Raw genomic sequence first — 13,728 nt, forward strand, 5'->3', positions numbered from 1 at the left:
GAGTTATTAGCTACTCAGCAAACTTCATGCCAATTTTTTAAACGGCATCTGCACCTGTTTCACCAGTACGTATACGGATGACTTGTTCCAGATTGCTTACAAAAATTTTACCGTCGCCAATTTTTCCTGTGCTTGCAACACGAGTAATTGATTCAATTACGGTATCGACCATTTCATCACTGATTGCGATTTCGATTTTTACTTTTGGTAAGAAATCAACCACATATTCAGCACCACGATAAAGTTCAGTGTGACCTTTCTGGCGACCGAAGCCTTTAACTTCAGTGACAGTGATCCCTTGAACACCATTTTCAGAGAGTGCTTCACGCACGTCATCTAATTTAAAAGGTTTTACAATTGCAGTTACGAGCTTCATGTTTTGTTTTCCTTCGGCTTATTTCACCTGTAAGGTTTTATGTTCAATTTTCATGCCAATATGACTACAGTCGGGGGAAAATAGTCAGCCCAGCATGAGATTTCTTTATAACCTATTTTATACGGATAATCTTGCGTATGCTTATAAAAATAGACGTTTTTACTAGAAGAATTACGATTTTACTGATCGATTAAACGCATATTTAAATAAAAGCACTATGGTCATGAATGTGGCGATGTTAAACTGCTGCAACCAATTCACTGAGGATGGTCACAACAATGATTGAAACCTTATTACAAGCGATATTAGAACAAATCGATCAGCCGAAAAAAGACGTCGAACATAATCTTCGCAGCTTACTTAACGAAGCTGTGAGCAAAATGGATCTCGCATCTAAAGAAGAAATCGAACGCCAACGTACTGCACTGAATAATGCCAATTTACGTTTAAATGAATTGTTGAAACACGTCGAAGAACTCGAACAAAAAATTCAGAACAAAAAATAAGCACCTTTTTAGTGCAACAAAAGACGCATAACGATTAAAAATAATGCACCATAACGGAACAATAATATGTCTTTTGCCAAAATCTATACTCGGGGTTTGCTCGGCTTAAATGCACCCCAAATTGAAGTTGAAGTTCATGTCAGCCAAGGTCTGCCTTCATTGACCATTGTGGGCCTACCTGAGGCCGCCGTCCGTGAAAGTAAAGACCGTGTCCGCTCTGCGATTATTAATAGCGGCTTTCAGTTTCCGACCAAACGTCTGACCATTAATCTAGCACCCGCAGATTTACCCAAAGATGGTTCACGTTTAGATCTCGCCATTGCTTTAGGGATTCTGATCGCGTCGGGACAACTTCCTGAAAATGCAGCAGATGGTTTTGAATTTATTGGAGAATTGGCACTTGATGGTTATTTACGACCTGTCAGTGGCATCTTAAGTATAGCCATTGCCTGTCAGCATATCGGGCATCATCTGATTCTACCGGCACTCAATGCCGATGAAGCGGCGCAACTGCCGGAGTTCCAAGTCTTTCCTGCTCAGCATCTTAAGGATGTATGTGAACATTTGAGTCGTTCAGCCTTAATCAGTAGCCACCCCTCGACATCGTCAGCCAATCAACACAGTTACCCTTTTGATTTATCTGATGTGAAAGGTCAACTGAGACCACGTCGTGCTTTAGAAATTGCAGCGGCTGGCGGTCATTCTCTACTATTTCGGGGCCCACCAGGCACAGGCAAAACTCTACTCGCCTCGCGTTTGCCCAGTATTCTGCCCCCCTTAGATATGCAAGAAAATTTGCAAGTCGCGAGTATTTATTCCATTGCAGGTGCAAATCATCATTTTGGGCAGCGTCCATTTCGTGCGCCACACCATACCGCATCTGCGATTGCCCTCGTCGGTGGAGGATCAAATCCTAAACCGGGTGAAATCACCTTGGCACATTTAGGAGTTTTATTTTTAGATGAGCTGCCTGAATTTGATCGAAAGGTGTTGGAGGTGTTACGGCAACCAATCGAATCCAAAGAAATTGTGATTTCACGGGCTTCTCGTCAAATCACCTTCCCTGCAAATTTTCAACTGATTGCGGCGATGAATCCTTGTCCATGTGGCTATGCCTTTAACCAAGACAGCCGCTGTCAATGTAGTGCTGAAAGTATTAAACGCTATCAAAACCGTATTTCAGGTCCATTATTAGATCGAATTGACTTACATATAGATGTCCCGCCACTAGCAGCGCATGAATTACAAAGTTCGCAAGAGGTTGAAAGTTCAAGTGTGGTTAGGCATCGTGTTATACAAGCTTATGAGTTACAAATAGAGCGTCAGCAAAAATCCAATATGGCGCTCACGCCGACGCAATTGGAGCAACAGGCGGTTTTGGATGCTACTGCACAGAATATTTTACAGTTAGCCCAGCAGCGAATGAATTTATCTGCACGTGCTTATCATCGGGTATTACGTGTTGCCAGAACCATTGCCGACTTGGCTCAAAGTGAACACATTCAAGCTCAACACGTTTCTGAAGCACTGTCCTATCGAAGCCAACTCAATGCTTAAACAAATGGCGACCCTAGGTCGCCATTTTTAATGCTTTTTAAAATTAGAATTCGTATTTCAAGCCAAATACGACTTTATTCTTTTGTTTTTCATCCAGACGGTCATAACCACCCACGATATAATCCATATTTACGCTCGCGCCTGTGTCACCCAATGGATGGCTTAAACCTGCTGTAAAATGACGGAAGCCAAAGTCTTCAGTGGTTTCTACAAATTCGTCATCATCACCATATGCATATAGGCCCAATGAAGTATTTAGGGTGAAATCTTTTGGCAATGCATAACTGTAGCTACCTAAGATATACGTATCGCCCTTGTTACCCCAAGTCGTATTTTGAGTTAAGGTTTGCGCAGTTATGCTAAAGTCTTTGTAGTTCAATCCTAAGAGAGTTTCGAAACCATCGGAATCAACATCCGATTCATAGTAGTAATAATACGTACCACCGACGGTATAACCTAAATCTTCAGTAATTTTGCCGTTATAACCTGCATAAAAGTCATGTTCAAAAGAATCACGCCCTTCTTCACCAAGTGCATAATCTAAGGTTGAACCCCAGTAACCTGCATAGAAGCCTGACGCATGGCTATAGTCCAAACCACCTTGAATAGTTGCGCCGCTATTTTCAGGCACATTGGTAATACCACGTAAATTATAGCTAGACAGTACGCCGATATTTCCGGATACAGAATGCTCAGAAGCAGGTGCTTCAGCAAAAGTAAACATCGATGCTGTTCCTAGTACAGCGATTGATAAAGCTTTAAGTGCAAATTTCATGGTTTGTTCCCCCACATCGTGCGACGACGTATTTTTTGGTTATTTCATTGAACTCAATGAGGTATTAGCAAGCGCTGTGCCATGTTTAAAAATAAGCGCATATTTTTTTTATAAAAGTCACCATTTTGGTTTATAAAAAACCAATATATTACTGTTTTTATTTATTATTTTTTAATTATCCTATTTGGCCTTTTTTCTCTTTAATTTATTTTAGAATGCAGATTTTCATCTATTTAGATTATTTAAATCTTCAGGTTGATAGTTGTAACAGGATTTTAAAAATGCGCTTTTTTGAGTAAATTTTTTCAACACCGATCTCAAAAATGCATAAAAAAAGTGCACAATCACCATTATGCACTTTCAAGAATATGACCAAATACAGTCAACTCGTTAATGTTAGAAAGAATAGGTCAATCCAACTACAACGTTATCGTCTAATTGCTCGCCTTCACGATCTTTACCGCCCCATACATAGTCAGCAGCAATTTCAAATCCAGTATCTGCAATCGGTTTACTCAAGCCTAAACGTGCTTCAGTGAACACCACATCTTCTGTGGTTGTTAATAGGCTGTCATCACGACTGTCATTAAAAACAGAAACACCAAGCGATGAATTTAATGAAACATCATAAGGTAATGCATAGCTATAAGCAGCATTCAGATATACATCGCCTGCGTTGCCATAATTAACATCAGACAACAATACAGCCATGCTTGCAGTTAAATCTTTATAACTTATGTCCTGAATAAATTCGACGCCTGTCGTGCGACGCTTTTCAGATCGGTCGTCGTTATAAACAGAACCTCCACCTTGATAGACATAAGCCATCACTTGTGACTTATAGCTCCAATCTTCATTCAGTTCACGTCCATATCCGACATAGAAATCATGTTCAAAACCATGCGACTGACTGTCGTCCGTAGGATCATAGTTGAGTGTAGAACCCCAATAGCCCGCGAACAGCCCACTGTTGTGTGCATATTCCAGTCCGGCTTGTAATGCCGCTTGATCATTTTCTTCACTCGCACGGTACACATATTTGTTTACCACGCCCAAACTTCCAGACCAATTCCCTTGTGCTGTTGTGACTTGTTCAGTTTGTTCTGCAAATGCAGGGGCTGTACCTAGGGTCACTAAAATACTTAAAATTGCTTTTTTATAAAATTGAATCATGTTTAGTCCCCACATCGGATCGATCGTGGATTGGGTTGAGTAAAATTTAGCGCCGATTTTAATCGATTTTACCGCACTGTATAGCCCCTTTTTTCTTATTTTGATAAATTAAATCATTTAAAAACAAAGCTAAGATTATATAAAACAGTAAAAACTAAGCTTTTGATTCATAAAATATCTTTTATAGCGTTCAAGTCTTTAACAATGATTTAATGCTTTCATTAATATGTATTTATCAAGATTATTATCATCTTTTATTGAGCTAGATTTTAAGGAAAACATTTCTGACGACTTCGCTAAAAGTCATTCTCTATTTACAAAAAACACGCCAACAGTGCTTACTTTGCCTGAACATAGATGCCATGTACCTCAACCATTGATATACTTTTTGATCAAAATACGAATTTAGATTCGGCACAATTTGTCGCAAAGAGTGATGATAATTCAGCAAGTTAAATGAAAGTTTTTACCATTTTTTATATTTTTTTATGATAAGCAATGAATAAACTTCTCTTTAGCTTAATATATATTCAATTTAAATAAACTATTTGTTAAACAACAATAACATACGAAATATTTGTTTATTACAGATTGACCGATGATCTGAATGTTTTCTAACTTTAGTGTAATAAGCGCATTAAAAATAGTGATTTTTTTAAGAAAAAATATACAATCGCACTACATATTAACCAAATTTGCATGAGGCTCTCTCCCAATGCTTAAAGCTCAACAACTAACACTTGCAGTATTAGTAAACGCTGCTCTTATTTCTACTGCTTTTGCTAGCGAACAAAGTGAATCTAAAGGCTTTGTGGAAGATGCCGAAGGCTCTGTATTGTTTCGTACAGGTTACATCAAACGCGATAAACAAGATGTAAATCGCGGTGACGATACAAGTTCTTTTGCACAATCAGCAATTGTGAAATTAGAGTCAGGCTTCACTCAAGGTGTTGTTGGCTTTGGTGCCAATGTTGTAGGCGATGGTTCTTTTAAAATCGGTGAAAATAAACATGCTGGTAATGGCATGATTCCACAACATAACGACGGCTCAGCGTATGATCACTGGGCACGTGGTGGCGCAAGTGTTAAAGCTCGAGTATCAAATACTACTGTTGAATACGGTACCCAAGTTCTTGATATTCCAGTGCTTGCATCTAATACAGCACGTATGGTACCTGAATACTTCACAGGCGTTTTAGCGACAAGCCATGAAGTTGAAAATCTAGAAGTTATTGCTGGTAAATTCACTAAAAACCAATATTCAGACCAAATTAATTCTGACGGTAACGATCTAGATCGTGCTGTGGTTTGGGGTGCAAAATATAAGTTTAACGACCAACTTAATGCATCTTACTATGGCTTAGATAGCAAAAATGCGTTGGATCGTCATTACATTAATGCTAATTACACTATTCCGTTAGCTGAAAAACGCTCTTTAAATTTAGACTTTAGTGGTTATCACACAGAATGGGACAAAGCCGCTTCAACCTCTTCTTCATCACTTGGTGCTACAAATGTAGATGGCCGAAGCAATAATCTATGGTCATTGGCAGGTACATTAAATCAAGGCGCTCACTCAGTCATGCTGGCTTACCAACAAAACACTGGTAACACAGGTTATGACTATGGTAGCAATGCTGACGGTGCGCAATCTATTTATGTAGCCAACTCTTACCTTTCTGACTTTATTGGTAACCATGAGAAATCGGCACAAGTTCAATACAACTTAAACTTTGCTGATTACGGCGTGCCAGGTTTAAATTGGACGACTGCTTATGTATACGGTTGGGATATCAAAACTATTAAAGATGGTGTAGAGACATCAGACGATGCTAAAGAAAGCGAATTCTTTAACCAAGTGAAATACACTGTTCAATCAGGTTTTGCTAAAGATGCTAGCCTTCGTTTACGTTATTCACACTACCGTGCAGACCAAGCATACAATGACGTATATATGGCTGACACCAATGAATTACGTGTATTCTTAGACATCCCTGTGAAATTATTTTAATTTCGCAGCTACTCTAAGATAGCGAAAAAAAACCTGCACAGTGTGCAGGTTTTTTTAAGAGCATCGTTTTCATATAAAAACGATGCTCAGCTTAAAACAATATTATTTGTTCGCAGCTTTGTAAGCTTCAATTGAGCTAAGTACTTCTTGTTTAGCAACATCAGCACCTTCCCAACCACTTAACTTAACCCATTTACCAGGCTCTAAGTCTTTGTAGTGTTGGAAGAAATGTTCAATTTGATTGATCAATAATGCAGGAAGATCTGTATATTCTTGAACATCTTTATAAAGCGGAGTCAATTTGTCGTGTGGAACAGCAACGAGTTTTGCGTCAACACCACCGTCATCTTCCATGTTCAATTTACCAACAGGACGGCAACGAATTACAGAACCTGGCTCTACTGGATGTGGAGTTACCACAAGTACGTCTAGTGGGTCACCATCCAAAGATAATGTATTTGGAACATAACCATAGTTCGCTGGGTAGAACATTGCAGTACCCATGAAACGGTCTACAAATAACGCATCAGAATCTTTATCGATTTCGTATTTGATTGGTGCTGCATTTGCAGGAATTTCAATAATGACATAGATGTCGTTTGGTGCATCTTTACCCGCTGGGATATTGCTGTAGCTCATAGCATCACTCTTTAAACAAAGTTAAATCTTTTAATCCGGCACAATTATAACGGTTTTATCGCTTTTTTTGTGATTTTAGCGATCATGCTGATAATTTAATCATCAAGCTGAACATTTAGCTTAATTTAATGACCAATAACATCAGGCAAATTGGGCATAACATCGACAAGGTCCAAATGATTGAACGTAAAGTTGCCCAATTGGCTAAATAACATAGCCCATAAATGACACGTAAAACGAGATAGGCAATCCCAAAGGTCATGATGTATTGTTGATGAATCACCATGTATTCAGCCATTAAAATAGCTGCAATAAATAAAGGTAAACTTTCAAAACTATTTTGCTGCACTGCATGTGCGCGGCTCGCCAATCCTGTAGAGCGCGCTAAAACTTCACGTGGATTTTGATTATCACTCGACTTAAAACCTGCAGCTCGCTTCGCAATAAATGTAAATACATATGGCAGTAAACAAGCGGCCAAAATGAGATAGATGATCCCACTGATGCTGTGCATGTGTTTTTTCTCAGGAAGATTTTTATGGCTGCTATAATACCATGGCATTTCGTGAATAATTTTTGTTAAATATAGTGTTTTTATAATCGGCAGATGAAAGGATCCTCTATGAGTACTTCTGATCAAGATCAATTATTTGAAGTTCTTGAAGAGCAAAAACGCCATCAGCTTCGCGTCGATCGTGTTTTAAAAATTGTCATTCCTGTGACTGCATTTTTACTTGCTGTGATCTGTGCCAACTTAAATGTATGGTCGACTGTTTTCAGCTTTGTCATCATGTGGATTGCATTCTATGCAGTTTCCATCAAGCAACTTCCCCTTTGGCATTGGGTCATTGTCATTGCACTATATTGTTTAGTCGACAATATTTTAACCTATGGCAGCTATAACCAATCTGGCTTTAGTCGTCAGTTCGGCGCGATGTTTATCTTCTTAGGTGTTTTTGGAGTAGGACGTCGCTACTTTGATCGCTGGTCGATGAATAAAGGTAATCTTTAATGATCTAAATTAAAAGCGATAAAAAAAGCGCCCGAAGGCGCTTTTTTTATGCATCATATTATGCTGTTTTACGCAAATCTTTACGTAGAATCTTACCAACATTCGATTTTGGTAATTCATCCATAAATTCAACATAACGTGGGCGTTTATAGCCAGTTAAGTTTTCTTTTGCGAATGCCAAAACTTCTTCAGTCGTTAAAGATGGATCTTTTTTCACAACGAATAATTTAGGTACTTCGCCTGATTTTTCATCAGGAACACCAATCGCAGCAACTTCTAGTACTTTTGGATGTTTTGCAACAACTTCTTCAATTTCAGAAGGATAAACATTGAAGCCAGACACCAAAATCATGTCTTTTTTACGGTCTACAATCTTCACATAACCGCGTGGATCCATGACACCAATGTCACCGGTACGGAAGAAACCGTCCGCCGTCATTACTTTGGCAGTTTCATCTGGACGGTTCCAATAGCCTTTCATGACTTGAGGACCACGAATCGAAATTTCACCTTGCTCACCTTGAGCAACTTCATTGCCATCATCATCTAAAATAGCAACTTCTGTCAGTGGCAATGGAATACCAATCGTACCGCTAAATTCCATTGATGCTGGAGGGTTTGCGGTTGCAACAGGTGAAGTTTCTGATAAACCATAACCTTCGATAATATTGGTACCGGTAACTTTCTTCCACGCTTCTGCAGTCGAAGGAAGCACTGCCATACCACCACCCATCGCCATTTTTAGCTTGCTGTGGTCAAGTTGCTTGAACTCTTCATTGTTCACCAAAGCATTGAACAATGTGTTCACTGCTGGGAAGAATGAAGGTTGGTATTTACGTAATTCTTTCATTACCGCAGGTAGATCACGCGGGTTAGGAATCAATACGTTCGCCTGACCTTTGTACATACCGTAAAGTGCACACACCATAAATGCAAAGATGTGATACAGCGGTAATGCACAGAAGATACGATCATCTGGCTGACCATCTTGCTGACCAAATTTACTTTGGAAAATACCATCACACTGCAACATGTTTGACACAAGGTTACGATGTGTCAATTCTGCGCCCTTAGATACGCCAGTTGTACCACCGGTATACTGAAGTACCGCAGTATCACTTAAAGTTAAGTTTGGACGTTTGTAATTGTTTGCACTCACTTTAGACATTGCTGCATTAAAGCGAATATGACCTGGAATGTTCCAAGCTGGAATTTGTTTACGTACTGAACGTAATACAAAGTTAACCAATGTACCTTTCAGTGTACCGAGCATGTCACCCACAGATGCCACGATCACATGTTTTACTGGGGTTTTACCAATAATCGCTTGGTAAACAGATGCAAAGTTTTCAATGATAACCAATGCCTCTGAACCAGAGTCATTTAATTGATGTTCAAGCTCACGAGAGGTATACAATGGATTCACGTTGACCAATACCAGTCCAGCACGGAATACACCTAATGCAACAACAGGATATTGAAGAACGTTAGGCATCATAACTGCAACGCGTGAACCTTTAGCCAAACCTAAGCTTTGCAAATAGGTTGCAAATTTACGGCTTGCTTCATCAAGTTCTTTAAAAGTTAAGACTTTATCCATGAAGATAAAGGCATCTCTTGAGCCAAACTTCTGAAAATTACGCTCAAAAATATCGACCAATGAGGTATTTTCTGCGGGTAATTCTACAGTTTCTGGAATCCCTGTCTTTTGGTATTCAGCGAACCAAATCTTTTCCATAACGCCCAATTCTCCTGTCGTAATCCTTAATAATCCAACTGTTTTTTTTCAATATTAAGCGGTCATTATTTAACTTGTTTGTGCTTAATATTGCATCCATTTCACGAATAACAGCATATATAACGTATTTCGTTCCATGGATGCTAGTATTATCTTTGAATGAACAGTTTATTTGCTTTTTGATATCCACGTGGTAACAACACGCCTTTCGATGCACGTTTACCCACATATTTTTGCAGATCGTCGCCTTTAAGCTTTAATTGTTGATTTCCTGCAAGCACTTGAATTATTTCATCTAAATTCAAAGTTGTCATGGATACAATTTGATCTTTTGCCTCAAGTTGTATCAATTTATTACCTTTACCCTTATTCAATACTGGTAATTCATCAAGTTCAACCAACAGCAAACGCCCCGCAGAACTGAGGAGTGCAAGATGTGTTGCATTCTCAATCGCCGTTAAATTCATGACCGCCGCGCCTTCAGATAAGGTAAGGAAGGCTTTACCTGCTTTTGCATTGGTATCGAGGTTTTTGGCTTGGGTTTTAAAGCCATAGCCTTTACTACTCATCGCCAAGACTTCTGTTTCATCTTCAGCAATAAACACTTGTTTAAAGCCGACACCACTTGCAGGTGCAAGTTTAGAACTCAGAGGCTCACCTAAACCACGCGCAGATGGCAAGGTATTGATGCCCAAAGCATAGCTTCGACCGGCATCATCTAATACATACACACGTTGATTCGATTTACCTTGCGCATGGCTGAGATATTGGTCACCTGCACGGAAATTTAAGTTCTCAGCATCGACTTCATGACCTTTCGCCGAGCGAATCCAACCCGCTTCAGACAACACCACAGTCACAGGATCTGCAGGAAGCATATCTTGTTCATTAATCGCATGGGCTTCAGCACGTTTCACAATTGGAGAACGGCGGTCATCACCAAATTTCTTCGCATCTTCTTTAAGTTCATTAATGATCAAGGCTTTTAATGATTCAGGATTCGCCAATTGTTCACGAATAATGGCAGCTTTGGCTTCCAGTTCTTCTTGTTCACGGCGCATTTCCATTTCTTCAAGTTTTGCCAAATGACGTAACTTGAGTTCTAAAATGGCTTCGGCTTGAATTTCATCGATATTAAAATGCGTCATTAACACCGGTTTAGGCTGATCTTCTTCGCGAATAATACGAATCACTTCATCAATATTCAGATAGGCAATGATCAAGCCTGCAAGTATATGTAACCGTTTTTCAATTTTATTCAGATGATAAGTCAAACGACGTGTCACGGTATTTTTACGGATTTCGATCCATTCCAACAAAATACGGCGGATCGATTTCACTTGCGGACGACCGTCAGCGCCAATCATGTTCATATTGACACGATAGCTCGACTCTAAGTCTGTGGTTGCAAATAGATGACTCATCACCGATTCAGCATCAATACGGTTTGAGCGCAGGACAATCACTAAACGTGTTGGGTTTTTATGATCTGACTCATCACGTAAGTCCGTGACCAATGGCAACTTCTTCGCCTGCATTTGATCTGCAATCTGCGTGATCACTTTTGAACCTGAAACCTGATACGGCAGCTCCGTAATCACGATTTCATTTTTCTCAATGCTGTACACCGCACGAGTTCGATAACTACCGCGACCCGTGGTTTGTATTTTGAGTAATTCTTCTGGAGAGGTAATAATTTCCGCACGTGTCGGCAAATCAGGTGCAGGAATATATTCTGCGACTTTCTCATCGGTTAAGTTTGGATTGCGAATTAAGGCGATGGTACCCTTCACCACTTCACGTAAATTATGCGGTGGAATATCGGTTGCCATACCCACAGCAATACCCGTTGTGCCGTTGAGTAAAATATTCGGAACACGTGCAGGTAAATTCACGGGCTCTTTCATCGAACCATCAAAGTTATCCTGCCAATCACAAGTCCCTTGTCCTAATTCTGACAGCAATAAATCACTATACGCAGACAGTTTCGCTTCGGTATAACGCATAGCAGCGAAGGATTTCGGATCATCTGGTGAACCCCAGTTTCCCTGACCTTCAATAAATGGATAGCGATAACTAAACGGCTGCGCCATAAGCACCATGGCTTCATAACAAGCATAGTCACCGTGAGGATGGTATTTACCCAGTACATCACCAACCGTACGTGCAGATTTTTTTGGCTTACCCGTTGGCTTTAGCCCGAGTTCGCTCATCGCATAGACGATACGACGCTGAACGGGTTTTAAACCATCACTGATATGTGGCAATGCACGATCCATAATCACGTACATGGCGTAGTTGAGATATGCTTGTTCGGTAAATTCTGCTACGGAACGGTTTTCTGTCGCATGATGCGCAAGGCTTGTCATAACAACCTGTAATCCTAAATTGTTCGTTCTTTATTGGGTTCTTATGCTATGTCGCAGGTGTCCCCTATACAAGGGGATGATCTAACACTCTGCGACAAATTGTGTCTTATGGCGTAAAAATATCCATTTTATTCACCATGATCAACTAAAAATTCAACAGTCTTTATAGACCGATGGATTCTAAAGTTTTGCCCTTGGTTTCTTCACCTAAAACCAAAATCACCACGGCAACTGCAATTAAGACTGCAGTAAACATTATAAAGACATAGCTAAAACCATGATCCATATCCATCATATGTGTCACGGCAAAAGGTGCTGCAATGCCCCCGATCCGACCAATGGCACCCGCCCAGCCCGAACCAAAGGCACGAATATTGGCCGGATATTGTTCTGGTGTATAGGTATAAAGTACGCCCCAAGCACCGAGATTAAAGAAGGACATTAAACAGCCCCAAATCACAATCTCGGTCACACTGCCAGACTGACCGAAGAAATATGCTGAAATGGCACACATCCCAATGAAGCCCGCCAAAGTGGCTTTACGACCCAATTTTTCGACCAACCATGCAGCTGCAATATAACCTGGCAATTGTGCCAAAATCATAACCAAGACATATTCAAAGGATTGAACAATGGTGTAGCCTTCTTTGACCAATAAACTTGGTAACCACGTAAAAATACCGTAATAAGAAAAAACTATACCGAACCAAATGAGCCACAGCATTAAAGTACGTCGTGCAAAAATGCCTGACCAAAGCTGTGAAAAACTGATGTTGTGCTTTTCTGCAACCGGTTTGACCTCAAAAATTTCAACAACTTGCACACCACATTTGGCTTCAATCTTTTTCACCAATGCATGTGCTTCATCAAAACGTCCACGGTTGATTAAATAAGGCACCGATTCGGGCACCATTTTCCAAATCACGATTGCATATAACGCAGGAATACCGCCAATCAAGAACGCTGCATGCCAGCCAAAATCAGGAATAATAAAGCGTGAGACCAATGCAGCAACCAACCAGCCCAGTCCCCAAAAACTTTCTAGTAAGACAATAAAACGGCCACGCACATGCGCTGGAATATATTCACTGACCAAAGTCACCGCGACTGGGAGTTGTCCACCTAAACCTAAGCCGACAATAAAACGAAATACCAACAACCAAGTTAGATTAGGTGCAAACGCACATGCAGCGGTGGCTAAGCTATAAATCACCAATGTCCATGCAAACACTGTTTTTCGGCCGAAGCGATCTGCCAGTCCTCCAGAAAACACCGCGCCAATCGCCATCCCAACAAAACCAATCGAGACCACCCAACTTTTATCATTTGGCGTCATGGCCCAATCTTCAGCCATTTTCGCTAAGATAAAGGAAATGAGCCCCGTATCCATGGCATCAAACATCCAGCCAAGGCCAATAACCCAAAGTAAAGTGTAGTGAAACTTACCGATGGGTAAGCGTTGTATACGTGAGACTAAGTCCATAACAAGATCTCTGAACTGGTGGAAGGATGAACACTGCTTTCCCAACAGGATGTATGATTTTGCGTTTTTTAGTATAGATCCATGCAAAA

The 13,728-nt window shown here is 40.2% G+C and carries 12 protein-coding genes; 4 read left to right on the forward strand and 8 right to left on the reverse strand.

The genetic code is table 11. The features are described from left to right. Window positions 1-37 precede the first annotated feature (37 nt). On the reverse strand, window positions 38-376 hold the full coding sequence (gene glnK, locus FTT85_RS08275; RefSeq protein ID WP_067763174.1) for a P-II family nitrogen regulator: 339 nt from the start codon (window positions 374-376) through the stop codon (window positions 38-40). A gap of 278 nt (window positions 377-654) precedes the next feature. On the opposite strand from glnK, the gene FTT85_RS08280 reads away from it, so the two are divergent. Further along, window positions 655-882 (forward strand): accessory factor UbiK family protein, encoded by a 228-nt coding sequence (locus tag FTT85_RS08280; protein ID WP_180183296.1) that lies wholly within the window; start codon window positions 655-657, stop codon window positions 880-882. Window positions 883-948: 66 nt separating this feature from the next. Further along, complete coding sequence (locus tag FTT85_RS08285) at window positions 949-2,439, forward strand: YifB family Mg chelatase-like AAA ATPase (protein WP_180183297.1); 1,491 nt, start codon at window positions 949-951, stop codon at window positions 2,437-2,439. A 43-nt stretch (window positions 2,440-2,482) separates the two neighbouring features. Here FTT85_RS08285 and FTT85_RS08290 read toward each other — a convergent pair whose 3' ends face one another. Further along, the gene (locus FTT85_RS08290) at window positions 2,483-3,214 is read right to left on the reverse strand and encodes a TorF family putative porin (RefSeq protein ID WP_180183298.1); all 732 of its coding nucleotides are present in this window, start codon (window positions 3,212-3,214) and stop codon (window positions 2,483-2,485) included. 396 nt (window positions 3,215-3,610) lie between these two features. Next, a complete protein-coding gene (locus FTT85_RS08295) occupies window positions 3,611-4,387 on the reverse strand; it encodes a TorF family putative porin (protein WP_180127002.1) in 777 nt (258 codons plus the stop codon). Window positions 4,388-5,102: 715 nt separating this feature from the next. Here FTT85_RS08295 and FTT85_RS08300 point away from each other — a divergent pair. Continuing rightward, the gene (locus FTT85_RS08300) at window positions 5,103-6,398 is read left to right on the forward strand and encodes an OprD family outer membrane porin (RefSeq protein ID WP_180156671.1); all 1,296 of its coding nucleotides are present in this window, start codon (window positions 5,103-5,105) and stop codon (window positions 6,396-6,398) included. A 102-nt stretch (window positions 6,399-6,500) separates the two neighbouring features. On the opposite strand, the gene ppa is transcribed toward FTT85_RS08300, so the two are convergent. Both ppa and FTT85_RS08310 read right to left on the reverse strand, forming a co-directional pair. Then, complete coding sequence (gene ppa / locus FTT85_RS08305) at window positions 6,501-7,037, reverse strand: inorganic diphosphatase (protein ID WP_078189469.1); 537 nt, start codon at window positions 7,035-7,037, stop codon at window positions 6,501-6,503. A gap of 115 nt (window positions 7,038-7,152) precedes the next feature. Beyond that, window positions 7,153-7,551, reverse strand: coding sequence for an MAPEG family protein (locus tag FTT85_RS08310; RefSeq protein WP_078189470.1), 399 nt, complete (start codon window positions 7,549-7,551; stop codon window positions 7,153-7,155). A 108-nt stretch (window positions 7,552-7,659) separates the two neighbouring features. On the opposite strand from FTT85_RS08310, the gene FTT85_RS08315 reads away from it, so the two are divergent. Continuing rightward, window positions 7,660-8,049: a hypothetical protein gene (locus tag FTT85_RS08315; protein ID WP_180049881.1), complete on the forward strand. Its 390-nt coding sequence runs from the start codon at window positions 7,660-7,662 to the stop codon at window positions 8,047-8,049. Between the two features lie 58 nt (window positions 8,050-8,107). Here FTT85_RS08315 and FTT85_RS08320 read toward each other — a convergent pair whose 3' ends face one another. The 3 genes from FTT85_RS08320 to FTT85_RS08330 all read right to left on the reverse strand — a co-directional run bounded on the left by FTT85_RS08320 (window position 8,108) and on the right by FTT85_RS08330 (window position 13,639). Beyond that, window positions 8,108-9,787, reverse strand: coding sequence for a long-chain-fatty-acid--CoA ligase (locus FTT85_RS08320; RefSeq protein ID WP_180024224.1), 1,680 nt, complete (start codon window positions 9,785-9,787; stop codon window positions 8,108-8,110). 149 nt (window positions 9,788-9,936) lie between these two features. Continuing rightward, window positions 9,937-12,156 carry a DNA topoisomerase IV subunit A gene (gene parC / locus FTT85_RS08325; RefSeq protein WP_180183299.1) on the reverse strand — a complete coding sequence of 740 codons (2,220 nt, stop codon included), beginning with the start codon at window positions 12,154-12,156 and terminating at the stop codon, window positions 9,937-9,939. 163 nt (window positions 12,157-12,319) lie between these two features. Continuing rightward, complete coding sequence (locus FTT85_RS08330; RefSeq protein WP_180183300.1) at window positions 12,320-13,639, reverse strand: MFS transporter; 1,320 nt, start codon at window positions 13,637-13,639, stop codon at window positions 12,320-12,322. Window positions 13,640-13,728 lie beyond the last annotated feature (89 nt).

Origin of the sequence: Acinetobacter sp. YH01020 (genome assembly GCF_013420275.1) — a bacterium.
GTDB lineage: Bacteria > Pseudomonadota > Gammaproteobacteria > Pseudomonadales > Moraxellaceae > Acinetobacter > Acinetobacter amyesii.

Coding starts and splice junctions, on each gene's coding strand:
- FTT85_RS08285 (WP_180183297.1), top strand. CDS start 949: ATGTCTTTTGCCAAAATCTATACTCGGGGTTTGCTCGGCTTAAATGCA.
- FTT85_RS08290 (WP_180183298.1), bottom strand. CDS start 3,214: ATGAAATTTGCACTTAAAGCTTTATCAATCGCTGTACTAGGAACAGCA.
- FTT85_RS08280 (WP_180183296.1), top strand. CDS start 655: ATGATTGAAACCTTATTACAAGCGATATTAGAACAAATCGATCAGCCG.
- ppa (WP_078189469.1), bottom strand. CDS start 7,037: ATGAGCTACAGCAATATCCCAGCGGGTAAAGATGCACCAAACGACATC.
- glnK (WP_067763174.1), bottom strand. CDS start 376: ATGAAGCTCGTAACTGCAATTGTAAAACCTTTTAAATTAGATGACGTG.
- FTT85_RS08310 (WP_078189470.1), bottom strand. CDS start 7,551: ATGCACAGCATCAGTGGGATCATCTATCTCATTTTGGCCGCTTGTTTA.
- FTT85_RS08295 (WP_180127002.1), bottom strand. CDS start 4,387: ATGATTCAATTTTATAAAAAAGCAATTTTAAGTATTTTAGTGACCCTA.
- FTT85_RS08315 (WP_180049881.1), top strand. CDS start 7,660: ATGAGTACTTCTGATCAAGATCAATTATTTGAAGTTCTTGAAGAGCAA.
- FTT85_RS08300 (WP_180156671.1), top strand. CDS start 5,103: ATGCTTAAAGCTCAACAACTAACACTTGCAGTATTAGTAAACGCTGCT.
- parC (WP_180183299.1), bottom strand. CDS start 12,156: ATGACAAGCCTTGCGCATCATGCGACAGAAAACCGTTCCGTAGCAGAA.
- FTT85_RS08320 (WP_180024224.1), bottom strand. CDS start 9,787: ATGGAAAAGATTTGGTTCGCTGAATACCAAAAGACAGGGATTCCAGAA.
- FTT85_RS08330 (WP_180183300.1), bottom strand. CDS start 13,639: ATGGACTTAGTCTCACGTATACAACGCTTACCCATCGGTAAGTTTCAC.